Genomic DNA, 24,369 nt, shown 5'->3' with positions numbered 1-24,369 from the left:
TTTGCTACGCCAACCTGCGATCACGCAGCTTCCGACTTGAATATGCAATGCAAAGCCGCCGTGCTGTCCTTCACGAAAGGAGCCAGCCTTGTCGGCAACCCGGATATTGTGGGGTCAGATACTCGTCGTCTTTGCTCTCACGCTCGCAGGTGTGTGGGCGGGTACTCAATGGACGGCGCACGCGCTCGGCTATCAAGCACAATTGGGCGCGCCGTGGTTCAGTGTCTCCGGAGCGCCCGTCTATCCGCCTTATGCCATCTTCTGGTGGTGGTTCAGCTACGAAGCCTATGCGCCGCGCATCTTCGAGATCGGCGGAATGATTGCCGCATCGGGCGGTCTCGTGTCGGTGGCGGTCGCGATCGGCATGTCGGTCTGGCGCGCCCGAGAGATCAGGAACAGCGCGACCTATGGCTCGGCGCGCTGGGCGACCCGTTCCGAAATATCACGCGTGGGCCTTCTGGCAGGCAAGGGCGTCATTATCGGCCAGCATGCCAATCTCTATCTTCGTCACGACGGGCCCGAACATGTGCTCTGCTTCGCACCGACGCGCAGCGGCAAAGGTGTAGGCCTTGTCGTCCCGACGCTGCTGACCTGGCCCCACTCGGCGATCGTGCATGATATCAAGGGCGAGAACTGGGAGCTGACCGCAGGCTTCCGCTCCCGGTTCAGTCGCACGCTTCTGTTTGATCCGACCAATGAGGCGTCGGCAGCCTATAACCCGCTGATGGAAGTGCGACGCGGCATCAACGAGGTGCGCGACGTGCAGAACATCGCCGATGTGCTGGTCGATCCCGAAGGCTCGCTTGAACGGCGCAACCACTGGGAGAAGACCAGCCATGCGCTGCTCGTCGGGGCCATTCTGCATGTGCTTTATGCCGAGCCTGACAAGACGCTTGCCGGGGTGGCGAACTTCCTGTCCGATCCGCGCCGATCGATCGAGGCGACACTGACCGCAATGATGCGCACGCCGCATCTGGGGGAAGACGGCGTCCATCCGGTGGTTGCGAGCGCGGCGAGAGAATTGCTCAACAAGTCGGAAAACGAACGCTCGGGCGTGCTCTCGACCGCCATGTCGTTCCTCGGGCTTTACCGCGATCCGGTCATCGCCAGCGTCACGCGGCATTGCGAATGGCGCATCGCGGACCTCGTGGCACAGGGCCGGCCGGTCACGCTCTATCTCGTCGTCCCGCCGTCAGACATCAGCCGCACCAAGCCGCTTATCCGGCTCATCCTCAATCAGCTCGGAAGACGCCTGACCGAGGACCTGCAGGAAGGTGCCGGTCGCGAGCGGCTTCTCCTTATGCTCGACGAGTTCCCGGCTTTGGGCAGGCTCGACTTCTTCGAAAGCGCGCTCGCCTTCATGGCGGGCTACGGCATCAAGGCCTTTCTGATCGCCCAGTCATTGAATCAGATCGAGAAGGCCTACGGACAGAACAATGCCATTCTCGACAATTGCCATGTGCGGGTGTGCTTCGCGACCAATGACGAGCGAACCGCAAAGCGCGTTTCGGAATCGCTCGGGACCGCCACCGAAACCCGGGCAATGCGCAATTATGCCGGGCACCGCCTCTCCCCGTGGCTCGGTCATTTGATGGTCTCGCGCTCGGAGACGGCGCGCGCTCTTCTGACCCAGGGCGAGATCATGCAGCTTCCCGATACCGACGAAATCGTGATGCTCGCAGGCGTGCATCCGATCCGTGCCAGGAAAGCGCGCTACTACCGCGATCCGCAGCTCAGCAAACGGGTGGAGTGTCCACCGACGGTTGAAAAGCCGGAGTTCGCAGCGGACGAGAGCGAATGGCACGGGAGACATGTGACCGCGCCTTCGCAATTGGAGAAATCGCCGACCGCGTCTGAAGAGTTTCAGGTCGATGATCGCCAGTCCGATGGCGGGATCCGCCAATCCCCTGAATTGCCGGAATACGAAGATGTGGCGCCGCCGCCAGTCGAGATCCCCAACGAATTTGAGTTTGACGACCGAACGGACGACGATCAGGCAAACCGCAATCGCAGAATGGCCGAGCGGATGCAGGCCAATGCGCGGCGCGCTGCGCTCGATCCCGGCGACGGGATCGAGCTATGAGCAAGGGCAACCGTATCAAGCATACGTTCCGCCTGCCGCCAGCCCTTTCCAGGCAGCTTGCAGACTATGCGGGTCGCAAGCGCGTTTCCCAGGCTTCGGTGGTAGAGGCCGCCGTCGGCTCTTTTCTCTCTCCCGATGGATCGGAACGCATGGAAGCGGCCTTCAGTCGACGCCTTGATCGCATAAGCCGACAGATCGGCAAGCTCGACTATCATATCGAGGTCGGGAACGAGGCATTCGCGCTCTACCTCAGGCGATGGCTGGCGGTGACCCCGGCCATGCCGTTTGAAGCCAATGCCGCTGCGCGTGCCGATGCAGAAAAGCGGTTCGACTTCTTCGTCGAAGCGCTCGCGCGGCGCATGGAAACGGGCAGACATCTCGCTGACGATCTCATTCGCGCGGCTTCGGAACCAAGGCTGGGTGAGATTGAAAATCCGGACGGAGACGGCCCTCAACCTCCGGCGTAGCCCTGACAAAGACCTTCGATAGTCCGGCAGGAAACCCACATGAATAGAGCAGAGGAACGCTTTCTTTCATGCGCCGGCGCACCTGCAGGAATGCGAGGGTGCAACCATTCCAAGTGCTTGCTAAAGGTCCAGTAATGCGCACCGAACTCGATCATCTGCCTCCGCAAAAGCAACGCGAACTTGAGCGCGTGGTGCAGCTGATTTTCGAAGAATTCGATGATGCCTTTGCGCTGGCGAAGCACGAGTGGAAGAAGGCCGGTCGCATTCTCAAGGTCATTCTCTACGGCAGCTATGCCCGCGGAACTTGGGTCGACGAGCCGCATACGGCCAAGGGCTACCAGTCGGACTACGATCTGCTCATCATCGTCAACGACAAGCGGCTGGTCGACCGGGTCAAGTACTGGTCGAAGCTCGATGACCGGCTGATGCGCGAGTACGGCGTGACCAAATCGCTCAAGACGCCGGTCAATTTCATCGTCCATACGCTGCAGGAGGTGAACGACGGTCTCGCGCACGGACGCTATTTCTTCATGGATGTCGCGAAGGACGGGATCGCGCTTTACCAATCCGACGACACCGAGCTCCACACGCCGAAGCCCAAGACTGCCGGTGAGGCGCTGGCAATGGCGCAGGAGTATTTCGACGAGTGGTTCCCGACAGCGATGCAACGGTATGAGCTATCAAAGGTGGGCCGGGAGCGAGGATTCCTAAAACCCGCAGCATTCGACATGCATCAATCGGCCGAATTTCTATACCATTGCGTGCTGTTGGTCTGCACGTTCTATACACCGCATGTGCATAATCTGGGTTTTCTCCGCACCCAGGCGGAGCGAATCGACCCACGCCTGACCTATGTCTGGCCGCGCGACACGCGCCGCGATCGTGCGCGCTTTGAGAAGCTGAAGGAAGCGTACGTCAAGGCTAGATACTCAAAGCATTACCGCATCACCAGCGAAGAGCTCGAATGGCTCGGAGAGCAGGTTGAGGAGCTTGGCCGGGTCGTGCACGAGATATGCTCAGACCGTCTCAAAAAGCTCAGTAATGAAATAAACCCCTAATCGATGCTCGCCTGTCGGGTCCGATCGCACTGTAGCAGATGTCTGCGTTGCGCGCCTACTTCGGACCTAGCTGAATATTGTTTTCGATCGCGAGGAGAGACGCTCATCACAGGGCGAAGTTCTGAAAGAGGCCTAGTCGTGCTCGGAAAGTAGTGTGAAAGCGAAACCAGAATTCTGCAGCACACTGGCCGAAGGATGCGAGCTCTCGCCATCAAATAGCTTGCCAATCGGCTTATTTTTCTGGCTCGCATCGTTGCCCACACTTCTGGAAGGAGCAATTAGTTGGGCCGCTTGGCTGGGTTTAAGTGGATATTTTAGGTTCTGGAAGCCTGTGCGGAACAACTGCTGAAGCTGGGTTTGCTGCTGGAGCGCCTCTATTTCGGATCGACTATTGGTGGCGACATCACCGAGGTCGATACCCAAGATCGCATCGGCAAAATCGTCTTCCTGCGTCTGGTCGAAGGCGATGCGTGCGGTCTTGGTGCGCTGATCGATATGCATCACACCTGTCAGATCGGATTTGCTACCGATCTTGATTACGACGAGGTCGCCATTTTTTGTCGGGTAGGCGCATTGCACGGTTATGTTGAAAGTACGAGGAGGCAGGGCCATCATTCCCACGCGTCCGATGTGATCGAGATATTGTTGCCGCAGATTGAGGGCGCTAACGTCCCTTAAAGTTTCCGCAATCTTTGCAGACCCGTCCGACGCCAAGTGATTTTTCGCGCGTTGGAGCGTAATTGTAGCTGGAAATCCGAAGTCCCATCTGATCTGATAACGCTTCTTCCCGCGTGTGATGATTGGCGTCGTCTTGTCTTCGCCAAAAAGTGGCTCCGTCATAGCGAGCGGTTCTAGGGTACCTCCGATAAGCAGTGCTGCGTGGAGGTTTTTGCCACGCAGCAGATCACATTCCGGCGAGGCAACGAAAAACACCCTGTTTGGGTCGCCTTTGAAAATGCTGGCCTTGCTGACCGATCCCTGGAGCCGGGACATGAGAATGTCACCAAATGTGAGTGGCCAGACCGAGCCATTGTCTCGCTTGCGCCGCTCGGGATTAGCGAAGACCGTCCGCTCGATGAGGCGGAAACTGTCCTTTCCCTTAGCGATCGTCAAAGGAGCCGGCTTGTCGCTTATTTTGTCTAGCGCCTCGGCTCCGGACAGGATTTCCTTGTCGGCTTCGATTTCATATTGAAGGACGCGGTCGAGAACGCTGACCATATAGCTTGATGGCAGCAGTCCTTCGGCTGATAAAAGCAGCGATTTGATATGATGCAGGTCGTCGATATCGATTCTTCGCAATTCTCGTCCCGCACGTTCGACCGCGTCAGATGCGCCGGTCTTCCACTTCTTAGTGAATTCCGCCAGCAAGAGACTATCTTCACGGTGCGTCGCCAAGGTTGCGATGATGCGCCGCATTCGAGCGCCCTTCTTGATTACCTTTTTCTGGATGCTGCGGAAACCGGATGCGTGGAGCTCGACCTCGTCGCGAAGCCCGGGTGCCTCTTCTGTGAGGCTGATCTGCGACATCAGAACAACTGCGGGGGGGGCGTCACGGCCGTCGATCACTTTTTTCAGGCCGGCTACAGTCGTTTGCCTGTCTTCGTCCGACTGGGCGGCACCAAGAAAAAGGTCGATGATGATGAGGTCCACCTGCTCGGCAGCTTTGACAAAGTCGCGTCCTGCTTTGGTGAACGCAATCCCGAGATCGGTCAGTATTTCTTCGATCTCACCGAGAGCTTTGATGTCTCGCAGGCTCTTCGCGACATAGTCGGCGAACAGGTCGCGAACCAGATCGTCAAGAACTCCACGGTGTTCCCACAGCGCTTGAATGAAGGCGTCATCACCGCGAAGATCGGCTCTCTCATCGGGGTCAAAGCCCGGGAAAACGGCTTCCAAGCGCTCGAGCGCGTCGCCAATGGCGTCGTCGAAAAAGATATCCCAGTCTACATCTGCAAGCTCGCTCGCGCGCGGTACTAGGTCATAGCCATCATCGACAATGAGCGCGGACTTTATGCCCGCCGCGGCGATGATTTCCTTGTCCGTCATTCATCGCTCCCGATGACGCGATAATCGAACGTGGTGTATCGTCCCTCGCGGTTTACAATTTCGGTGTCGATGACAAGCGCGCCGCCATTGTGCTCCGCTGCCTCGCGGGCAATGAACAGCCCGAGTCCGCGCCGTCGGCTCTTGTCCTTCAGCGAGAAAAACAGGTCGAAAACCCGCTCGGCGTATTCGGGCGATATACCGGGCCCATTATCGGTTACTCGTACCCGCGGTGGATTGTCCTCCACCGCTATCGTGAGCAGCGGCTTGAAGCCCAGTTTGCGTTCGCGCTCAATATCCATCCAGTAGACAGAATTGGAAACGAGGTTTTCAATAACCTGTGCGACCATGCCTTTGACGGCTTTCAGCGCAACCGGACGATCGGGGAAGTGCGTTTCAAGTTTGACATGGTGTCGGTCGAACTGCGCTTCGTGGGCACTGAGGAGGTCGCGGACAAGCTCGTCAAGTTCGAACGCCTCCTTGCGTTGTCGGCCACTCACGCTGAGCGGGTCGAGAATACGAAGCCGCTTGCTTATCGCTTTCATCGACGCGCGCAGACTTTCCAACCTGCTTCGTACCTCTTCCGGTACGTTTTTACGCTGAAGCTTGTTTAGCGTGTCGAGCGCATCCTCGGCGGATCGAGCCAATTCGTGGGCAACGACCTCGACCATCAGACCTACGCCGGCCATCGCGACCATCTGATCGGTATCCTGCTCGAGCTCGAGAATCCGCTCCCGCGCTTCTGCGGCATACCGGGAAAATTCTTCACGCATCTCTTCAAACTCGGCGACGATCTCTCGCTGGTCTTCATCGGCCGATCGGGCGAGCGCGCGAATTGCTTTCTTCATCCGCTGTTCGAGGGCTTTCGTACGGGTCGGGTCCGTCGGCACTCTCGGCTTGTTTTTCTTGAAAGCGTTTTCGACGCGCTTCATTTCGTCGCGTAGCCTGTCGACAGCGAGCTGTATCGCCTCTTTGAGAACCGCTTCTTCTGGGGTGTGCCGCAAACCCTCTCGGTTGGTTTGGTCGATTAGATGCGGATTGCTGAAGCGGCCAATATCTACCTGTCCGACAAACTGAATCCGGTTGAGCGCATAGCCCTTTGCGCGCAGAGCTGTGCGATCGAGTTCGAGCCAGTCATCATCTTCGGTACCATAGGGATAGACCCTGAATCCGTCGCGATAGAGCCGCACTCCCATCCATTGGTCGAGCAATTTGCGCAAAGCCTGGTAATCGCCTGTACTCCGGCCCTTTCGCAGCGTTGCGCGATTGAACCAATAGAGTTCGAAATTGAAAGGTCCGACGTCAGTCAGTGCGGCTGCGTTTACATCACGCTTGTTTTCCCGGCTGCGTTTTTGACGCAGGCCGACCAGTGCGGCGAGCAAATCGTCGAATTTCAATGTCTCGATCTGGTGCTCGACGGGATGCTCGAACCCAAGATTGACGAGCTCCATTCGCAGCATGAGTTCGGGAGAGCCGTCCCGGATCTTATACTCACCCTTGAGGGTCGCGTGGGCATGAGAAAGGAAATTTTTGTCAAGCCGGGCAAAATTGATGCGCTCGCCGTTCCAGAAAATGGCAATGCGGTGGCGTTTGGACTTTCCAATCGGGTTGGCAAGCAACGAAAAATCATCAACGGCAAGCCGTTCAACACGGTTGCGATCCCAATTGGCCTTTAGCCTGCGGACGCGAATGTCAGTCCCGCTGTAGTCCGGTTGCGGCTTCTCTCCGCCCACGCGCGGTTCGATCGTGACATCCTCGATCATCTTTTGCGGATCTTCGAAGTCGGTCCAATCGATGTCCAAGATGTTGAAGGTCTCGTCTTCTTCACGGGCGGTTCGAACTGTCAGCCGGTCGCCAAGACGCATTGCGGAGAGCCGGCCTATGCCTTTCTCGCCCAAATACGGAGCTTCGCTGACACCGTCTTCAAACGCAGTGTCGACTTCTTCTTTGCGCGATTTGGTTCCGAGAACCAGAAACACGGTTTCGAGCTGTTCCAAGGACATGCCCGACCCGGTGTCAGAAACCGTTACCTGGTTGAGCGCATCAATCTCTTCTAGCGCAGCATCGTATTCGTCGAGATCGTCGATATTCTCGAGAAATTCGATCGCCCTATCGTAAAGCTTGCCTGCATCGCTGAAGAGGCGGGCACGGGTTTCATCGAGCAGTTCGGCAAGCGCTTCCTCGAAATCGAACTCATCTTCCGCATGATTGCCATTGTCGGGCATATTTCGCAGGCGGTTCACGGTATGGCGCAACTCGAGATAGTCCCTGCGGGCGAGGACAACCTTGAATTTGATCGTGACGCCGTCCTTCGTCCCTGCGTCAACACCGTTCTTGATAAGCTCATAGAATGCGATCGCGTCGGAGCTGATGAGCTCTGAACCGAGCTCAAGAACGGTGCGGGCCGAAACCTTAAACATAACGGGCACATAGAACGGAAATGGTAAAATGACAGTATTCTAATTTTGGCATTTCAAGCATGCCCCCGGAACCAAGGAAAGTTGATTTGTCGACATCATAGATTGCAAACTTGAGCCTCGATATTTGTAGGCTTCGTCATTTGTGACAGACGAGACAGCCGCTGTCCTCGTCCGCAAGCATCTGTTCCAACGTCCTATCGGTGATCCGTGCTCTCAGCGGATTTGGCATTCTGCGAGCGAGCGCCTGTGCCTTGCGCTCTTCATGATTGCGCTCGATCTCGGCAACCCGCTCCGGCCGCGCCAGTTCTTCGAGACTTTCGTTCTGGGTCCAGGTGAACGGCGAACCGTGCTCGATGGCTGATTTCTCGTAACGCTTGGCTTCCTCGAAGGCGTCCGGGTGCTCGCGCATCAGCCGCACCCATTCGATCTTCTGCTGGTAAAAGCAGAATGTGCAACCGCTGCGAGAGCGCCAGCGGTAATAGTCCGGCAGGCCGAGTCCGGAGTTTTCCAGCAGGCCGATGACCGATGCCTTGTCGAGACCGGCCTCCCTCAATGGGAAATGGACGTGCATGTTGGGGTGGGTTGCGATCATCCCCGAACGGCTCGGTTCGTCGGCGCGGATCGCGACATAGGAATGCACCTCCACGCCTGCGTCGAGATGCGGTTTGAGCCACTTCTGGAATGGCTGAATTTTCAACTGCCGGGTGCACCAGCGTGTCCGCGGGGAAGGCAGGAAGTGGCCGTATTCGGCTAGCCAAAAATCGAAATCCCGACCAGGATTGAGCATTTCAATGGTCTTGCCAAGGAAGCCCTCAAGGCGGCCGAGATAATCGTACACCTCGGGCAGCTCCTTGCCGGTGTCGGTGAAGAAATACCGCACATCGATGTCCGGACGGTGATCGCGCATCCAGACCGCGAGGGCAGCGCTGTCTCGTCCGCCGGACAGACCCAGGACATGCATCGCCTCGCCGGTCACGCTTCCTTCTCCGCGCTAATGGGCACAGTGACATCGCGCTCGCCGTCATCCTCGATATGACGCTGTGCGAGCTCCGCAATCACAGCGAGCACCATATCGGGCTCGAGCCGGGCGGTGTCGAGCGTCTTGCCAATCTCGTCGAGGAGTGGCCCGAGGCGCTTCTGCGCCTCGGTTGCAATCTGTGCTCTGCGGACGACGCTTCGTTCGGTCGACCCGACACCCGCCATCACCATCACCGCGGTCTGGGTCGGTTGCTGGTCGCTGTCGCCGAACAGTTCCACGCGGCGGAACCGGTAGGCGTATTCCGACAGCTGCATCGCCGCCCGACTCGGCTCGAGATCGTGCCACGTCGTCACCGGCTTACCCATCACGAGACCGCAAATTTCCGCCATGCTTTCCGTCGACCCATCGAACTCGGCCAGCCTCGTGATGAAGCCTCGAAGCTTGAGGTCGTCTCCCCCGTGACCCGCTATTCGCTTGGCTCGTTCCACCAACTCGGAGAGATTTCCTGCATCGCGGTGTTTCAGGCCCTCCAGCATCCGGGTTTTCAGATCCTCGATCATGTCTGGGTAAGCGTGATCGAGTTCGCTCAGGACCGTGCGCAGCGCAGGTGCGGTGCCTTCGCCTGAAGCCTCGAGCGCTTCGGGGATGTCGACGAAGAGGAGCTGGTAGGGATCGTCCGCATCTAGCAACAAGCGACGCACATCGATTGCTTGCTTGGAGAGCGTGGCTTGCGCCTTGCGCGACCAGTTGGGAAGGCTGTACGCAAACTGCACGAGCGCCTGTGCTATCTCGAGCGGCTCCTCCGACGGCGCCTCTTCGACGAATTCGCTCGCGACGGCTGCAAACTCCTTCAGCGCGACCGCATTCGCGGCATCGGTCGGAACCGATCTCAGCGCAATATGGTCGGGGTCCTGCAGCAGAAGATCCATGACCAGATCGGATATTGCCGGCTGGAAGGCCTCTTTCGCATAGATCGCAGTGCTGTGACGGCGCGAGAAAAGATAGGTCACGAGCAATAGGGGCATCACGCCTTGCTGCACGCCGTAAGGCGGCTCGCCCCAAGCCCGGTAGATGTCGGCAACACCAACCTGCTCGCCGGCTTCGAGCAGGCCATCGGTTAGCGACCAGAGAGGGGCGAACGTGCTGGTTTCGCCGGGCGGAACGAAGTCCCACCGCTCGCCTTGCCGGACATAGAGACGCGCGCGTTCCAGAACGGTAACCGCTAGGCCCTTCTCGGCCGGATAGCCCTTGATCCCGAAGTGCTGCTCGCCGCGGCCCACTACAATAGCATGCAACAAGGCTCGCAACGCCGCATTGGAATTGCTCGAAGGCCGCCGACGATTGATGAGTTCGGAATGCACGATCGGAGCCTGCCGGAAAGTCCGCCGGGCGATATCGCTTGCTGCTTGCGACAGGCCATAGGAAAGCGACTGCAAATCGAGCGGCTTACCAGTGTCGAACCAGTGCGCGCGCTCGAAACCCTCTCTCAGGAGACCTTCCAGCTGCGCGGACAAATGGGCAATGCGGGCATCGATCTCGCGCCTGGCGGCTGCATCTCCGGCCAGTTCGGGGCTTTCGTTGCGCACGTCTCGCGCGGCTTCGAGCTCGATCGCTGTTTTGCGAATGTCCGCACTGTTCGATGCAAGACCAACAATTACGGGCAGACCGTGCCGATGCTCCGTGCGCGAGACTTCGATCAGACTCGCCTCCGCTTGGCCGGGATCGACGTCGATCCCAGGCAGAAGCAGCAGGAACTTGCCAGCAGCCCCGGCGCTAACCCGAACGTCTTTCGGACCAAGCCCTTGCGGCGCCAGTTCGCCGATTTGTGCGTCGAACCAGCGCGGCGTGCCATATTCGGCGTAATGCCGCTTGGCCAGAATCGGCTGCAGCGAGGCGAGATCGTTCAGAGACGCTATCTCGAGCCGCCCGCGTTCGGCGATGCGGGCCTCGATTTCGCCCTCAATGTCGAAATCGCTGCCGGCATAGATTGCATAGGCGCCGAGATGGCGACGGTAGACCAGCGCCGAAATCTTCACGAGATCGGCAAGCTGCTCTTCGACGTCCGCATCGGAATGACCGAGGCTTGCCGCAATCGTCCGGGATGAGGCTGCCAGACCCGATCCATTGCTGAACAGATCGATGACCGCCACGGTCTTCGCGATCTGCAAGCGCAGGTGGGTGCCGTCGCGGCCCGCCCTCGCTATCGCCTCTGCGGCCTGTGCCCATCGATGGCCGTCGGGCGAAGCCATGATCGCAGGCTCCAGATTGACCTGCAGATAATCCCAAAGTTCTGCCGGTCCGAAGGTTCTTCCCGAGGCGAGTGTCGTGCGCGGAAGGAATTCGGTGAAGCCGCTGGGTTCCGCCGAGGCAAGAAAACCGAACAGGCTGCGTTCGTTCTGGCTGAAGCGCCGCCGGGTGATCGGCCCGAGCAGCGCTGCCGCCGCAGGGTTGAGAGGCCAGCAATCGTCGAGCCTTTCCGCAAGATCCTTGGGCACACCTGGTCGCCGTTCGGCAATCTCGCTGGCAACAATAGCGGCAATTTGATGCGACTGAGGGTGCGAACGCTCTGTCGTGACGGCACGACCGACCAATTCGATGACCTCGTCGACCGCCGTAATGATCGGGACATCCGCAAAGCGGCCCTGAACCTTGCGCCATTCGTCCTGGACGCTTTGCCCGAGGCGATCCGCATAGCGCTCGAAAGCCTGGTGCAGCACGCCCACAACGATAAGTCTTCCCTCGCTGCGATTGGCCGCCTCTGCGAGATCCTGGAAGAAATGGATGTCGACGGCGTGATCGGCAGCACCTTCCAGATATTTGCCCAGTTCGTCGACAACGACGAGAACCCCGCCCTTGGGACGCGCTTCAACCTCGCGTTGCAGCCGCTCGACGATATCGCGCCCGTCAGCGGCTTCCATCCTGGACCGCTTGGTCCGCGCGTGGCCCGGCTCGCCAGCGATTGCTGATGCGACCGCTTCGCGCAGGTCCGCCACCGGGTTGCCCCGCCGACCGCTCACCGGCACGCAGAGCCAGTCTTTGGGCGCACGCCCGAAAACGTCGGCCACTTCGGGCACATCGCCAAGCAGTTGCTTCGCTTCCCTGTAGGCGGGCCCGCGCCCGAGCGAGTAGGAGGCAAGCGCAAGCGCGAGGCTCGACTTGCCGCCGCCGTAAGGGCCCGTCCAGGTGAACGCGCCCTGGCCGTTTGTCGCGAGGCGGAGCGTGGTGGTCAACGCATCGCGCGCCGATCCTTGAAGTACATAGCCGGAGAGGGGATCGGCCTGGCCAAAATCGGCATCGATCCTGATCGATCTTTGGTAGCGCGGGGCGACCGAAACATGGTCTGAGAGATAGGCCTGCGTCATGCCGCGAGCGCCTTGGTGTGCGGATAGGCGCTGGCGATGAAGGAGGCCGGATCAGGCAGGCCTTCTCCCCGCCTGGCAATCGCGCGCACACCTGCGCTGTCGGTCCACAGAAAGGCGCCCTTGGCGACCCTTTCGATATCGACAAGCCGGTCGATCAGCGCATCCTCGTCTAGCTTGAAGATCCGCCCCGGCGATCCGGGCTCGTATACCAGCGTATCGATGGCGAGCGTTGCTTGCTCGGGCGCACGCCTCGCCCAGAAATCTGCAAGCGCAAAAAGGAAGATACCGTCGGGCAAGCCGGGCTTGGGCCCATGGCGGAAAGCGAACGATCGCGATGACACTTCGCGCATAAGGCCAAGTTCGCCAAGTACGGTTTCCACCTGATCGTCAACCGCGCCCGCGCCGACCTTGGCGACATAGGATCTGACAAAGCATTCCACGTCGCGCTTGATCGTTGTGGAGGAGGCCCGCGACCGGTCGAGTTGGGCACACAGCAGCCGGATCGGCTCGGCAATGCCGTCGCGGTCGAACCCGTGTGCATTCAGATGGTTGAACGCATAATACCACGTCGTGGCGCGCTCGAAATTGCTGGCGATCTGCCAATGGAGCAGCCATGTGGTCGCGAGGCTTTCCATGAACGGATCGAGACCTGAATCGCGGTCAAAGATGAGATCTCCGAAGGGCGTTGCCTTCAAGGCACCGACACCCCTCTCCGGGTCTTCTTCAATGATTCGGCACGCGAGCGCCCAATGCTTGATCGCCGCAACCATATTCTTGCCGACCCCGAACCGGATGATCCCTTCGTCCTTGTCGAAGGTATTGGGGGCCGGAGCTTCCGAATCCTCGCAGACGGCATCGTAAGCCTTGCGCAGCCACAGCCGCCTCAGCGGGAAGGTTTCATGTCCCGCGAAGCGCGTCTTGACGTCGGGCTGTCCAAGGGGTCCTCTGAGCATGATTTGTTCCTACTGGGGATTTCCCCCAGTTGGCAACCCTGCCCGCGCCTCTTGTACGAAGTTTTAGGCTTCAGGCAGCGGCGCGGTAGGCTTTCTCGTACGCAGCCAAGAGCGCAGTGACGGCACGGTCAATGTCCGCCTCGGAAGTGGTTCGGCCAATCCCGATGCGAACGGACGACGAAGCCTCGTCAAAGGAAAGCCCTTGCGCCAACAGGACGTAAGACGGCTCGATGCTGCCTGAGTTGCAGGCTGAGTCTGTCGATGCTGATAGTTCGCCGCGGGCATGCAAGAGGATGTCTTCCGCATTCACTCCCTCGGCCCTGAGGCTTGTGCAACCCGGGATGCGCTCGGCATGCGGATTGATAGTAAAAGGGCATCCCTTCCTGGTGACTCGATCTTCGAAAAGTCTTTGTAATGATTGAATATGTGTGCGTGCCGACTGGCCGTGGCGCTCGTAAAGCCGCGCCGCCGCTGCAAGCCCGGCGCAAAGCGGAACCGGCACTGTACCGCTGCGTCCGAGAGGCTGCTGTCCACCGCCATCAAGCTGCGGAACGAGCCGTAACCGCGCGGCGCGCGACACGACAAGGCCGCCGATGCCTTTTGGACCGTAGAACTTGTGACCGGAGAAACTCAGCAGATCGGCACTGGTATGGTTGAAGTCGACATCGATCTTTCCAACGGTCTGCGCCGCGTCTGTGTGAAACAGGACACCTTGGCGATGACAGATTTCGGCAATCTCGCGCACGGGTTGAATGACGCCGGTTTCGTTGTTGGCGTGCATGACCGATACGAGCGCCGTGTCGGGCCTCAGGGCCTGCGCGATGGCTTCTGCGCGAACGCGGCCATTTGACCCTGGTCTGACCTCGGTGACCTCGATCCCGCTTTTGACGAGCGAACGGGCGGCTTCCAGCACGCATTTGTGCTCGATCGACGACACCACCAGATGGTTTCCGCGTCGTTCGGCTGAGCTCATAACACCTTTGATGGCGAGGTTGTTCGCCTCGGTTGCTCCGCTGGTGAAGAGGATTTCGTCCTCCCCGGCACCGAGCAGCGCCGCAAGCGCTTCGCGCGATCGTTCGACAATTTTCGAGGCTTGCAGGCCATGCGCATGATCCGAATGCGGATTGCCCCAGTCATGGCTCATCGCGTCCGTCATCGCATCGATGACCGAGGGATCGACCGGAGTTGAGGCCATGAAATCGAGATAGGCGGGGTCGGGTCTGCGCAAGGAACAACCTTCATTGAAATCGGTGCACCGATAAGACCAAACCTGGCCATGCAAAGCAACCACGATCGCGCGGCGTTCGAGCCTGAATGGCGACGACCTTCCGATTTGGCCCTTTCCTTTCTTTCTTATTCTTCGCCCTTCTACCCTCACTGCAGATCGCTATTGCCTGAGGGCAAAGTAATGTCTTTTTGATCTGCCTCGCGAACGCAGCCGATGGTCGGTTGCCGCATCCGAGGCAGTCCATGAGCGTCATCCCCCTTCGATCCGAAGTCTCATCGCGCGGCGCGCGCATGCTGCGCACTGCGCTTGGCGGCGACATCGCTCGCTGGCTCGACGAGCCCGATGTCATCGAAGTCATGCTCAACCCCGACGGGCGTCTCTGGGTCGACCGGTTGGGCGAGGGTCTCGCGGCAAGCGAATGTCTGATGAGCGCGGCCGATGGTGAGCGCATCATCCGGCTGGTCGCCCATCATGTCGGCGCCGAGGTGCATGCTAGCGCACCGCGTGTGTCCGCCGAACTGCCGGAAGGCGGCGAGCGCTTCGAAGGTCTGCTGCCCCCGGTGGTTGCCGCTCCCAGCTTTGCCATTCGCAAACCAGCCATCGCGGTGTTCTCGCTGGCCGATTACGTGACGACCGGGATCATGAGCAAATGGCAGGCCACAGCGCTTGCCGGTGCAGTCGCTGCGAAGAAGAACATTCTGGTGGTTGGCGGCACCTCGACCGGCAAAACGACGCTCACCAATGCGTTGCTCGCCGAGGTCGCAGCCACGTCCGACCGTGTCGTCCTCATCGAGGATACGCTGGAGCTGCAATGTGCAGCGCCCAATCTGGTGTCGCTGCGGACCAAGGACGGCGTTGCCACCTTGTCCGATCTTGTCCGGTCGGCGCTGCGCCTGCGGCCCGACCGCATTCCCATCGGCGAGGTGCGCGGTGCCGAGGCGCTCGATCTGCTGAAAGCCTGGGGCACCGGTCATCCAGGCGGGGTCGGCACGCTCCACGCCGGCTCGGCGCTTGGCACGCTGCGGCGGCTTGAACAGCTGATCCAGGAAAGCGTGGTCACCGTGCCGCGCGCGCTGATCGCCGAAACCATCGATATCATCGCCGTGCTCGTGCGCGACGGCACCGGGCGGCGCCTTGCCGAACTCGCCGAGGTGCGCGGACTCGATGCCGCGGGCGAATACGTCCTCGCACCCCTTCCATCCACAACAGGAGACCATTCGTGACCCATATCTTGTCGCGAGCGCACCCGCGCCTGTCCGCTTTGATCGTTGGCAGCGTCATTGCGCTGGCATTTGCGGCGCCCGCCCATGCCGCCGGCTCGTCGATGCCGTGGGAAGCGCCGCTCCAGGCCATCCTGGAATCCATCCAGGGCCCGGTCGCTAAGATCGTCGCGGTGATCATCATCATCGCCACCGGGCTGGCACTTGCTTTCGGGGATACCTCGGGAGGTTTCCGGCGCCTGATCCAGATCGTCTTCGGGCTTTCGATCGCCTTTGCCGCGTCCTCCTTCTTCCTTTCGTTCTTCTCCTTCGGCGGCGGAGCGCTGGTGTGATGGATAGCGGTCAATCTTCTCTGCCGAACGGCTTTGCCGTCCCTGTCCACCGGGCGCTGACCGAGCATATCCTGCTCGGCGGTGCGCCGCGCGGACTTGCCATCGCCAACGCGACGCTGGCGGGTGCGATCGGACTGGGTCTGCAGCTGTGGATCGCAGGCGTCGCGTTTTTCGCGCTCGGCCACATGGTCGCGGTCTGGGCCGCCCGGCACGATCCGCAATTCGTCGATGTCGCGCGGCGGCATCCGCGGTTCCCCGCGCATCTGCAGGTCTGAGCCATGCTGAGCTTGCGCGAATATCGGAACAAGGCCGACCGGCTTGCGGACTTCCTGCCATGGGCGGCGCTCGTCTCCCCCGGCGTCGTGCTCAACAAGGACGGCAGCTTCCAGCGCACGTCTCGCTTTCGCGGGCCGGATCTCGACAGCGCGACCCCTGCCGAACTGGTTGCAACGACGGCGCGCCTGAACAGTGCGCTGCGCCGGCTCGGTTCGGGCTGGTCGATCTTCGTCGAGGCCGTGCGCCGTCCGGCACTGGATTATCCCGTCTGCGCATTTCCCGATCCGGCCTCGGCACTGGTCGAACGAGAGCGCGCCGCGCAGTTCGCAGAGGAGAGCGCGCATTTCGAGAGCCGCTATTTTCTGACCTTCCTATGGATGCCGCCTGCCGAGGATGCCGCGCGGGCTGAAAGCTGGCTCTACGAAGGAAAGGCCGAGAAAGGCGTGGATCCGCGCGAGCTTCTCGAGGGCTTCGCCGATCGGACCGACCGGCTGCTGCGCCTGTTCGAAGGGTTCTTTCCCGAGGTCCAATGGCTCGATGATGGCGAGACCCTGAGCTATCTTCACAGCTGCATCTCGACGCGGATGCACGATGTACGCGTTCCCGAAACCCCGATGCATCTCGATGCGCTGCTTGCCGACGAGCCGCTGACCGGCGGTCTCGAACCGCGCCTGGGTGCGGCCCATCTGCGGACGCTGACCGTGATCGGCTTTCCCAGCGCGACCTTCCCCGGCCTGCTCGATGAACTCAATGCGCAAGGCTTTGCCTATCGCTGGTCGACGCGCGCGATCATGCTCGACAAATCTGACGCGACGAAGCTGCTCTCGAAAATCCGCCGCCAGTGGTTCGCCAAGCGCAAATCGGTCGCCGCGATCCTCAAGGAAGTGATGACCAACGAGGCCTCGGTGCTGGTCGATAGCGATGCGGCCAACAAGGCCGAGGATGCCGATGCCGCGCTACAGGAGCTGGGCGCCGACCATGTCGGGCTCGCGCTGGTCACCGCGACCGTTACGGTGTGGGACGAGGATCCGGCGCTTGCCGCCGAGAAACTGCGGCTTGTAGAGAAGGTCATCCAGGGGCGCGACTTTTCCTGCGTGACCGAAGGCATGAACGCGATCGAGGCCTGGCTCGGATCGCTGCCCGGCCATGTCTATGCCAATGTTCGCCAGCCTCCGGTCTCAACCCTGAACCTCGCGCATATGTTGCCGCTTTCAGCGGTGTGGGCCGGACCCGAACGCGACGCGCATTTCGACGCGGCGCCGCTGTTTTACGCAAAGACCGAAGGTTCGACCCCGTTCCGGTTTTCGCTTCATGTCGGCGATGTCGGACATAGCCTGGTCGTCGGCCCGACCGGGGCGGGCAAATCGGTGTTGCTGGCCACGATGGCGATGCAGTTTCGCCGCTATGCCGGGTCGCAGATTTTCGCTTTCGATTTCGGCGGCTCGATCCGTACGGCCGCGCTCGCTTGCGGCGGCGATTGGCAGGATCTGGGATCGAGTCTTTCCGAGGACAGCGACGAGGCGGTCCTGCTGCAACCGCTGGCGCGGATCGATGAGCCGGCACAGCGGAACTGGGCCTCAGAATGGCTCCAGGCGATCCTCGCTGCGGAGGGCGTCACAGTCGATCCGGAGACCAAGGATCATCTGTGGTCGGCGCTGAGCTCGCTGGCGAGCGCCCCGGTCGCTGAGCGCACGCTCACCGGGCTTGCTGTCCTTTTGCAATCGCAGGCATTGAAGCAGGCGCTTGCCCCCTACTGCGTCGGCGGGCCGTTCGGACGGCTCCTCGATGCCGAGAGCGAACGGCTGGGCGAAGCGAGTTTCCAGGCGTTCGAGACCGAAGGGCTGACCGGATCGGCGGCTGCGCCTGCCGTGCTGTCCTATCTGTTTCACAGTATCGAAGGCCGCCTCGACGGCTCGCCGACGCTCATCATCATCGATGAAGGCTGGCTGGTGCTCGACAGTCCGGCCTTCGCCGCGCAATTGCGCCAATGGCTCAAGACCCTGCGCAAAAAGAATGCGAGCGTCGTTTTCGCCACTCAAAGCCTTGCAGATATCGAGACCTCGGCGATCGCGCCCGCGATTATCGAAAGCTGCCCGACGCGCATCTTCCTGCCCAATGACCGGGCAGTCGAACCCCAGATTTTGGGTATCTATCGCCGCTTCGGACTGAACGACCGCCAGATTGAAATCCTCAGCCGGGCAACGGCCAAGCGCGACTATTATTGTCAGTCCTCTCGCGGTAATCGCCTGTTCGAACTGGGCCTTGGCGAAGTGGCGCTCGCCTTTACCGCCGCATCTTCCAAGAGCGACCAGCTCACCATTTCCCGCATCGTCGAAGAGCAAGGCCGGAGCGGCTTTGCCGCGCACTGGCTGCGGCATCGCGGCCTCGACTGGGCCGCCGAATTGCTCGGCAACAATGCGCACTCTTCCGACCCACCAAGCCCCCCAGAAGGAGACCTGAAATGACCCGTCTAAGAATTGTCCGCAGCATCGCCATGGGCACCGCGCTCGCCATGGCGAGTACGAGCGCCTTGGTATCATCGCCCGCACACGCCCAGTTCGGCGGGATCGTCTATGATCCGTCCAATTACGCGCAGAACGTGCTGACCGCCGCGCGCACGCTCGAGCAGATCAACAACCAGATCCGCATGCTCCAGAACCAGGCGGACTCGCTCATCAACGAAGCGAGAAACCTCGAAAGCCTGCCGCTCACGCTCGTGCAGCCTTTGCAGGATCAGATCCAGCAGACCCAGCGACTGCTGAACGAAGCCCAGCGCATCGCCTACGATGTCCGCACCATCGAGGGCGCTTTCGACCTGCACTACAAGAACGTTCCGCTCGGTGCCTCGCAGCAGGCGATGGTCGACGGCGCCGAGGCGCGCTGGCAAAACAGCGTGGCGGCCTTCGAAGATGCTCTTAAGGTCCAGGCGGGCACAGTTGCCAATATCGACGGTTCGCGCGAAGCGCTCGGCAGCCTCGTTTCGGCGAGCCAGTCCGCCACGGGTGCCCTGCAGGCAGCACAGGCTGGCAACCAGCTGTTGGCATTGCAGGCCCGCCAGCTGGCCGACCTGACCGCCACGCTCGCCGCTACTGGCAGGGCGCAGGCGCTCGATGCGGCCGAACGCGCGGCGGCCAAGGCACAGGCGCGCGAACAGCTGAGGCGGTTTCTCGCTATTCGCCCGCGCTATCTGCCCGGCGGATCGGACTGATCCGCGATGGACACCAAACTCCTCGCGCGCATCGGTGCCGCTGTGTTCGTCGGTCTCGCCATCGCGATGACGATCGTGCAGCTGCGCGAGGAGCCCGCGCCGGTTCGGCAAGCCGACCGGCGCGTATGGGTGCCCGATGGCGATCCGCTCCCGGCACAGCTTCGCGTCTCCGCGGAGATGGGCGAACTGGCGCTGTCCTCGCCCGATTGCCGCGCCGCCTGGGCCGAGAAGCGCCGCCGCTTCTTTGGCGTCGATCACCCCGAGGCTTATTCCGGAATCGGCGATCGGGCGCTGCCCGGGGCCCCGCCCAGCGAAGCGCGAGGGGAGGACTGACATGGGTGGCACCGGCGTCGTCGATCGCTTTCTGGCGATCTTCTCCCAATATATCGACAGCGGCTTCGGGCTGCTTTCGGGCGAGGTAGCGTTCATCGCGACCACGCTGATCGTGATCGATGTAACGCTAGCCGCTCTGTTCTGGAGCTGGGGCGCGAACGACGACATCATCGCCCGGCTCGTCAAGAAGACGCTCTTTGTCGGGATCTTTGCCTACATCATCGGCAACTGGAGCGCGCTCGCCAACATCGTGTTCAACAGTTTTGCCGGGCTGGGCCTCAAGGCGAGCGGCTCGGGGCTCGGCGCGGGCGATCTGTTGCAGCCGGGAAGGGTGGCGCAGGTCGGCATCGATCCCGCCTGGCCGCTCCTTGAATCGATTGCCGATTTGATGGGCTATGTCGGCTTCTTCGAGAATTTTCTGCAGATCATCATCCTGCTTGTCGCCTGGGCGATTGTCATCATCGCCTTCTTCATTCTCTCCATCCAGCTGTTCGTGACCCTGATCGAGTTCAAGCTGACGACCTTGGCGGGTTTCGTGCTCATTCCCTTTGGCCTCTTCGGCAAGACCGCTTTCCTCGCCGAACGCGTGCTCGGCAATGTGGTCTCGTCGGGGATCAAGGTGCTCGTTCTCGCCGTCATCATCGGCATCGGCTCGACGCTCTTCGCCGAGTTCACCGGCGCCATCCCCGGCGAGCCCACCATCGAGGATGCGCTGGCCATCGTGCTCGCCAGCCTCACCCTGCTTGGTCTGGGCATTTTCGGGCCGGGGATCGCCAATGGCATTGTCGCGGGCGGTCCGCAGCTCGGTGCAGGCGCTGCCGCGGGCACCGCGCTTCTGGCAGGCGGCGCTGCGGTCGGCGGCGTGGCCGGTGCCAAGCTCGCTGGCGGCGCGGTCGCCAGTGCTGCCTCTTCCGTCGCGCAAGGCACCTCGCGCGCCGCCGGAGGTGCGACCATGGCCTATGCAACCGGTTCGGCGGGCAAGAGCGGCGGCGCCGCAGTTGCGGGCGGAATGGCGGGTGTTGGCCGCGCAGCAGGCGGTGCCGCCATGTCTCCGCTGCGCAAGGCGGCAGACAGCGCCAGGAGCAATTTCCGCGAGGGCGCGCGTGCATCGGTCGGGAATATGGGTGGGCGCATCTTGCCCGCTTCCGGTGCATCGTCACCGGATCCGGAACAGACAAACGGCCCGCCAGCCTGGGCGCGGTCCATGAAGCACAGGCAGAGCCTTGGCCATTCGGCCTCGCTTGCCGCGCACACCGTGCGTGCCGGCGACGGCTCCGGCGCAGGCGCTTCCATCGACACCAAAGAGAAGGATTAGCCTCCAATGTTCAAACGGCCTTCGATCCGGTACGCAAAGACGCCTCAAGCAGAGACGCCCTACCAGCGCGCGGCGCAGGTCTGGGACGAGCGCATCGGCTCAGCCCGCGTCCAGGCAAAGAGCTGGCGTTATGCCTTTTTCGGCGCGCTCGGCCTGTCGGCCGTACTGACCGGCGGGCTCGTGTGGCAGAATGCGCGCGGCACCATCGTGCCCTGGGTGGTCGAGGTCGACAAGCTTGGCGAAGCGCGCAGCGTCGCGCCCGCCGCCGCGGATTTCGAGCCGACCGATCCGCAAATCGCCTTCCACCTTGCCCGCTTTATTGAGCATGTCCGCGCCATCCCCGACGATCCTATTGTGGTGCGCGAGAACTGGCTCAGAGCCTACCAGTTCGCCAGCGACAAGGGTGCCTTGGCGCTCAACGATTATGCGCGGGCCAACGACCCGTTCGCAGCAATCGGCCGCGAACAGGTGGCGGTCGATATGACCAGCGTGATCCGCGCCTCGCCGCGCAGCTTCCGCGTGGCCTGGGTCGAGCGGCGCTACCGCGACGGCGCGCTCGCCGAAACCACTCGCTGGACCGCCATTCTCGGCGTTGCCGTCCAGCCTCCCAGAACACCCGACGCGCTCACCAGCAATCCGCTCGGGATCTTCGTCACATCGATCAACTGGTCAAAGGAGCTTGGCTGATGACCCACCTACTTGCATTTTCCCGTCCGGCGCTGCTCGCAGCGGGCGTTCTGCTCTTTGCCGGATCGCCGGCGGCAGCGACGCCTGCGCCGCAGGCACAGGCCGCATCGCGCGCGCTCGCCGCTTTCGACTTCGCCGATGCATCCCGGCTTTTTCAGGCATCCGCCCAAGAAACTTCCCCATTGCGGCAGGCCTCCCCCACTGCCGCGCGCCGCTCCCCTGCCTCTGACCCCGAGGGGCATGTGGGAGCGGCGAATGAGGCCGCCAGGATCGAACCGGACAATGCAGGATTCGACAATGCCATCCAGCGCTATGCCTATCGCGAAGGTGCATTGTTCCAGGTCTACGCAAAGCCCGGGCAAGTAACCGACATCGCCTTGCAGGAAGGCGAAACGCTGGTTGGCCCCGGACCGGTCGCTGCGGGTGATACCGTGCGCTGGATGATCGGCGACACGCTGAGCGGCTCGGGAGCGACGCGGCGGGTCCATATCCTCATCAAACCGACACGGCCCGATATCGCCACCAATCTGGTCATCAATACCGACCGCCGCACCTATCATATCGAACTGCGCGCCAACCCGAACATCTATATGGCCTCGGTCAGCTGGTCCTATCCGGCAGACGAACTGATCGCGCTGCGCCGCGAAGAAGAGCGAGCGGTACGAGCCGCACCGGTCACCGAGGGGTTCACTCTGGAGGCGCTCAATTTCGATTACCGCATCTCGGGTGATGAGCCCGACTGGCGGCCCATTCGCGTCTTCGACGACGGACGACGGACCCTGGTCGAGTTTCCACCCGACGTCGTCCAGGGTGAAATGCCGCCGTTCTTCGTGGTGGGCGCCGGTGGCGCAGCCGAGCTGGTCAATTACCGGGTCTCCGGGCGCTATCTCATCGTCGACCGCCTCTTCCACAAGGCCGAACTGCGCTTGGGTGCCGGTCGCAGACAGGTCCGGGTGAAGATTGAAAACCGCAAGCGGGGCCGGTCGTGAACGAGGAAAGCAAGACCGAGCCGCCACCCGATGCCGAAAGTATCGTTCAATTGCGCGGGGAAGGACCGCGCGTGGTCAGGCTGTCGCGCAAGGCGATCGGCATTGCCAGCGCCGCGGGTCTGACCGTGCTTGGCGGTATATTGCTCTATGCCCTGCAGCCGCCTTCGCAGGACGGCGGCGAAGAGCTGGTGAACACCGACGGGATCGCTGTGGCAGACGGACTTGCCGCAGCTCCGGCGGACTATTCCCAGGTTCCGAGGTTAGGGCCTCCGCTGCCGGGCGATCTCGGTCAACCGATCCTCGAGGCGCAGGATCGCGGTGCTATTGCCGCGCTGCCCCCTGTCGGCGCGCCGTCTCCGGTCCCGCCCCAGCGGGCGGCGCCGAGCCCTGAAGAGATAGAGCGCGAACGCCTGGAACAGGAACGCGAGGCGGCGCGCGGCAGCCGCCTGTTTTTTGGCGGCGGGACACAAGCTGCCAGTTCCGGTCCGGCAGGTTTGGGTGCTGGGCCGCAACCCGCAGCACCAGTTCAGCCTTCCGTCTCGACCGCGCGGGCAAGTTTTCTCCAGCGGCCTGCCGACACGCGGACAGCGTCCGTGCAGCGGCTTGAGGCGGTGCCATCTGGCGCGCTGCTTCAGGCCGGGTCGATCATTCCGGCAGCGCTGATCACCGGCATCCGCTCAGACCAGCCCGGCCTTGTGACCGCGCAGGTGACCGAGAATGTCTATGACAGCCTGACCGGGCGGCACCTTCTGATCCCGCAGGGTGCGCGCCTGATCGGTGAGTACGATTCCGATGTCGGGTTCGGGCAACGCCGGGTGCTGCTGGCCTGGAACAGGCTCATCCTGCCTGATGGTCGCTCGATTGTGCTGGATCGTCAGCCAGTCGCCGATCCGTCGGGCTATGCCGGACTGGAAGACGGCGTCGATTACCATTGGGGCGGTGTCGTCAAGGCGGCGCTCGTTTCCACCTTGCTCGGGATTGGCGGCGAACTCGGCGCAGGCGGAGATGATGACCTGCTGCGCGCTGTTCGCCGCGGCAGTCAGGACAGCATCAATCGCGCGGGCGAGCAGGTCGTTGCACGCGAGCTCGATATCCGCCCGACGCTGACGATCCGCCCGGGCTTTCCCGTGCGGGTGCTGGTGACGCGCGATATCGTGCTGGAGGTTGGAGCATGACCCGGCTCAAACTCTCCGACATCACCGATGGCAAGCCCGTAAAGCTAACGATCGAAATCCCTGCGCGGCTCCATCGCCGGCTGGTCGAATATGGGACTGTGCTCAATGGCGGGATACGCGAGGATGCGCCCGTGCCCGAACTTCTGATCCCCCCGATGATCGAACGCTTCGTTGCAAGCGACCGGGATTTCGCCAAGGCACGCAGAAGAACGCACGCATCATCAAGCCGATAAGTTCTGAC

General features: G+C 61.6%; 20 protein-coding genes. 14 read left to right on the top strand and 6 right to left on the bottom strand.

Going from position 1 to position 24,369, the window contains the following annotated elements; all coding sequences use genetic code 11:
- Window positions 1-88: 88 nt before the first annotated feature.
- From H7X45_RS12990 to H7X45_RS12980, 3 genes are all read left to right on the top strand, one after another.
- On the top strand, window positions 89-2,083 hold the full coding sequence (locus H7X45_RS12990) for a conjugal transfer protein TraG (RefSeq protein WP_187335254.1): 1,995 nt from the start codon (window positions 89-91) through the stop codon (window positions 2,081-2,083).
- The gene (locus H7X45_RS12985) at window positions 2,080-2,550 is read left to right on the top strand and encodes a CopG family transcriptional regulator (protein WP_187335253.1); all 471 of its coding nucleotides are present in this window, start codon (window positions 2,080-2,082) and stop codon (window positions 2,548-2,550) included. The genes H7X45_RS12990 and H7X45_RS12985 overlap by 4 nt, the downstream gene beginning before the upstream one ends.
- Before the next feature lie 134 nt (window positions 2,551-2,684).
- On the top strand, window positions 2,685-3,608 hold the full coding sequence (locus H7X45_RS12980) for a HEPN domain-containing protein (protein WP_047822821.1): 924 nt from the start codon (window positions 2,685-2,687) through the stop codon (window positions 3,606-3,608).
- A 132-nt stretch (window positions 3,609-3,740) separates the two neighbouring features.
- Here the strand turns inward: H7X45_RS12980 and H7X45_RS12975 are convergent, their stop codons facing one another.
- From H7X45_RS12975 to H7X45_RS12950, 6 genes are all read right to left on the bottom strand, one after another.
- Entirely contained in the window at window positions 3,741-5,654 is a 1,914-nt protein-coding gene (locus H7X45_RS12975) for a hypothetical protein (RefSeq protein ID WP_047822824.1), read from the bottom strand.
- Window positions 5,651-8,071 (bottom strand): sensor histidine kinase, encoded by a 2,421-nt coding sequence (locus tag H7X45_RS12970; RefSeq protein ID WP_187335252.1) that lies wholly within the window; start codon window positions 8,069-8,071, stop codon window positions 5,651-5,653. Before H7X45_RS12970 ends, H7X45_RS12975 begins: the two co-directional genes overlap by 4 nt.
- Before the next feature lie 136 nt (window positions 8,072-8,207).
- Window positions 8,208-9,047, bottom strand: coding sequence for a phosphoadenosine phosphosulfate reductase domain-containing protein (locus H7X45_RS12965; protein ID WP_214645501.1), 840 nt, complete (start codon window positions 9,045-9,047; stop codon window positions 8,208-8,210).
- Window positions 9,044-12,412 (bottom strand): ATP-binding protein, encoded by a 3,369-nt coding sequence (locus H7X45_RS12960; RefSeq protein ID WP_187335251.1) that lies wholly within the window; start codon window positions 12,410-12,412, stop codon window positions 9,044-9,046. Before H7X45_RS12960 ends, H7X45_RS12965 begins: the two co-directional genes overlap by 4 nt.
- The gene (locus H7X45_RS12955) at window positions 12,409-13,365 is read right to left on the bottom strand and encodes a DUF4007 family protein (RefSeq protein ID WP_187335250.1); all 957 of its coding nucleotides are present in this window, start codon (window positions 13,363-13,365) and stop codon (window positions 12,409-12,411) included. Before H7X45_RS12955 ends, H7X45_RS12960 begins: the two co-directional genes overlap by 4 nt.
- 70 nt (window positions 13,366-13,435) lie before the next feature.
- Window positions 13,436-14,593, bottom strand: coding sequence for a cysteine desulfurase family protein (locus tag H7X45_RS12950; RefSeq protein ID WP_187335249.1), 1,158 nt, complete (start codon window positions 14,591-14,593; stop codon window positions 13,436-13,438).
- A gap of 242 nt (window positions 14,594-14,835) precedes the next feature.
- Between H7X45_RS12950 and trbB the strand changes: the two genes are divergently transcribed.
- From trbB to H7X45_RS12895, 11 genes are read left to right on the top strand one after another with little or no spacing between them, the layout of a single operon-like run.
- Window positions 14,836-15,816, top strand: a complete 981-nt coding sequence (trbB, locus tag H7X45_RS12945; RefSeq protein ID WP_187335248.1) for a P-type conjugative transfer ATPase TrbB — start codon at window positions 14,836-14,838, stop codon at window positions 15,814-15,816.
- Between the two features lie 5 nt (window positions 15,817-15,821).
- Complete coding sequence (locus H7X45_RS12940; RefSeq protein WP_255356053.1) at window positions 15,822-16,145, top strand: TrbC/VirB2 family type IV secretion system protein; 324 nt, start codon at window positions 15,822-15,824, stop codon at window positions 16,143-16,145.
- Window positions 16,145-16,420, top strand: coding sequence for a VirB3 family type IV secretion system protein (locus tag H7X45_RS12935; protein WP_187335247.1), 276 nt, complete (start codon window positions 16,145-16,147; stop codon window positions 16,418-16,420). Before H7X45_RS12940 ends, H7X45_RS12935 begins: the two co-directional genes overlap by 1 nt.
- A gap of 3 nt (window positions 16,421-16,423) precedes the next feature.
- Window positions 16,424-18,886, top strand: a complete 2,463-nt coding sequence (gene trbE, locus H7X45_RS12930) for a conjugal transfer protein TrbE (RefSeq protein ID WP_187335246.1) — start codon at window positions 16,424-16,426, stop codon at window positions 18,884-18,886.
- On the top strand, window positions 18,883-19,629 hold the full coding sequence (gene trbJ, locus H7X45_RS12925) for a P-type conjugative transfer protein TrbJ (protein WP_187335245.1): 747 nt from the start codon (window positions 18,883-18,885) through the stop codon (window positions 19,627-19,629). The genes trbE and trbJ overlap by 4 nt, the downstream gene beginning before the upstream one ends.
- Before the next feature lie 6 nt (window positions 19,630-19,635).
- On the top strand, window positions 19,636-19,962 hold the full coding sequence (gene trbK-alt, locus H7X45_RS12920) for a putative entry exclusion protein TrbK-alt (RefSeq protein ID WP_187335244.1): 327 nt from the start codon (window positions 19,636-19,638) through the stop codon (window positions 19,960-19,962).
- A gap of 1 nt (window position 19,963) precedes the next feature.
- The gene (gene trbL, locus H7X45_RS12915) at window positions 19,964-21,277 is read left to right on the top strand and encodes a P-type conjugative transfer protein TrbL (RefSeq protein ID WP_187335243.1); all 1,314 of its coding nucleotides are present in this window, start codon (window positions 19,964-19,966) and stop codon (window positions 21,275-21,277) included.
- A 6-nt stretch (window positions 21,278-21,283) separates the two neighbouring features.
- On the top strand, window positions 21,284-21,964 hold the full coding sequence (gene trbF / locus H7X45_RS12910) for a conjugal transfer protein TrbF (RefSeq protein ID WP_187335242.1): 681 nt from the start codon (window positions 21,284-21,286) through the stop codon (window positions 21,962-21,964).
- Window positions 21,964-22,953 carry a P-type conjugative transfer protein TrbG gene (gene trbG, locus H7X45_RS12905; protein ID WP_246449466.1) on the top strand — a complete coding sequence of 330 codons (990 nt, stop codon included), beginning with the start codon at window positions 21,964-21,966 and terminating at the stop codon, window positions 22,951-22,953. The genes trbF and trbG overlap by 1 nt, the downstream gene beginning before the upstream one ends.
- On the top strand, window positions 22,950-24,128 hold the full coding sequence (locus tag H7X45_RS12900) for a TraB/TrbI/VirB10 family type IV secretion system protein (protein WP_187335241.1): 1,179 nt from the start codon (window positions 22,950-22,952) through the stop codon (window positions 24,126-24,128). Before trbG ends, H7X45_RS12900 begins: the two co-directional genes overlap by 4 nt.
- A complete protein-coding gene (locus H7X45_RS12895) occupies window positions 24,125-24,361 on the top strand; it encodes a DUF2274 domain-containing protein (RefSeq protein WP_187335240.1) in 237 nt (78 codons plus the stop codon). The genes H7X45_RS12900 and H7X45_RS12895 overlap by 4 nt, the downstream gene beginning before the upstream one ends.
- Window positions 24,362-24,369 lie beyond the last annotated feature (8 nt).

Origin of the sequence: Novosphingopyxis iocasae, from assembly GCF_014334095.1 — a bacterium.
Taxonomy (GTDB): Bacteria; Pseudomonadota; Alphaproteobacteria; order Sphingomonadales; family Sphingomonadaceae; genus Novosphingopyxis; species Novosphingopyxis iocasae.
The sequence above is the reverse complement of the archived record's forward strand: the minus strand, read 5'-3'. Positions and strand labels throughout refer to the sequence as shown.

What these genes read in the sequence shown, in the direction of transcription:
- H7X45_RS12985 (WP_187335253.1), top strand. Translation starts at nt 2,080, where the DNA reads ATGAGCAAGGGCAACCGTATCAAGCATACGTTCCGCCTGCCGCCAGCC.
- H7X45_RS12980 (WP_047822821.1), top strand. Translation starts at nt 2,685, where the DNA reads ATGCGCACCGAACTCGATCATCTGCCTCCGCAAAAGCAACGCGAACTT.
- H7X45_RS12975 (WP_047822824.1), bottom strand. Translation starts at nt 5,654, where the DNA reads ATGACGGACAAGGAAATCATCGCCGCGGCGGGCATAAAGTCCGCGCTC.
- H7X45_RS12970 (WP_187335252.1), bottom strand. Translation starts at nt 8,071, where the DNA reads ATGTTTAAGGTTTCGGCCCGCACCGTTCTTGAGCTCGGTTCAGAGCTC.
- H7X45_RS12960 (WP_187335251.1), bottom strand. Translation starts at nt 12,412, where the DNA reads ATGACGCAGGCCTATCTCTCAGACCATGTTTCGGTCGCCCCGCGCTAC.
- H7X45_RS12955 (WP_187335250.1), bottom strand. Translation starts at nt 13,365, where the DNA reads ATGCTCAGAGGACCCCTTGGACAGCCCGACGTCAAGACGCGCTTCGCG.
- trbB (WP_187335248.1), top strand. Translation starts at nt 14,836, where the DNA reads ATGAGCGTCATCCCCCTTCGATCCGAAGTCTCATCGCGCGGCGCGCGC.
- H7X45_RS12935 (WP_187335247.1), top strand. Translation starts at nt 16,145, where the DNA reads ATGGATAGCGGTCAATCTTCTCTGCCGAACGGCTTTGCCGTCCCTGTC.
- trbE (WP_187335246.1), top strand. Translation starts at nt 16,424, where the DNA reads ATGCTGAGCTTGCGCGAATATCGGAACAAGGCCGACCGGCTTGCGGAC.
- trbJ (WP_187335245.1), top strand. Translation starts at nt 18,883, where the DNA reads ATGACCCGTCTAAGAATTGTCCGCAGCATCGCCATGGGCACCGCGCTC.
- trbK-alt (WP_187335244.1), top strand. Translation starts at nt 19,636, where the DNA reads ATGGACACCAAACTCCTCGCGCGCATCGGTGCCGCTGTGTTCGTCGGT.
- trbL (WP_187335243.1), top strand. Translation starts at nt 19,964, where the DNA reads ATGGGTGGCACCGGCGTCGTCGATCGCTTTCTGGCGATCTTCTCCCAA.
- trbF (WP_187335242.1), top strand. Translation starts at nt 21,284, where the DNA reads ATGTTCAAACGGCCTTCGATCCGGTACGCAAAGACGCCTCAAGCAGAG.
- trbG (WP_246449466.1), top strand. Translation starts at nt 21,964, where the DNA reads ATGACCCACCTACTTGCATTTTCCCGTCCGGCGCTGCTCGCAGCGGGC.
- H7X45_RS12895 (WP_187335240.1), top strand. Translation starts at nt 24,125, where the DNA reads ATGACCCGGCTCAAACTCTCCGACATCACCGATGGCAAGCCCGTAAAG.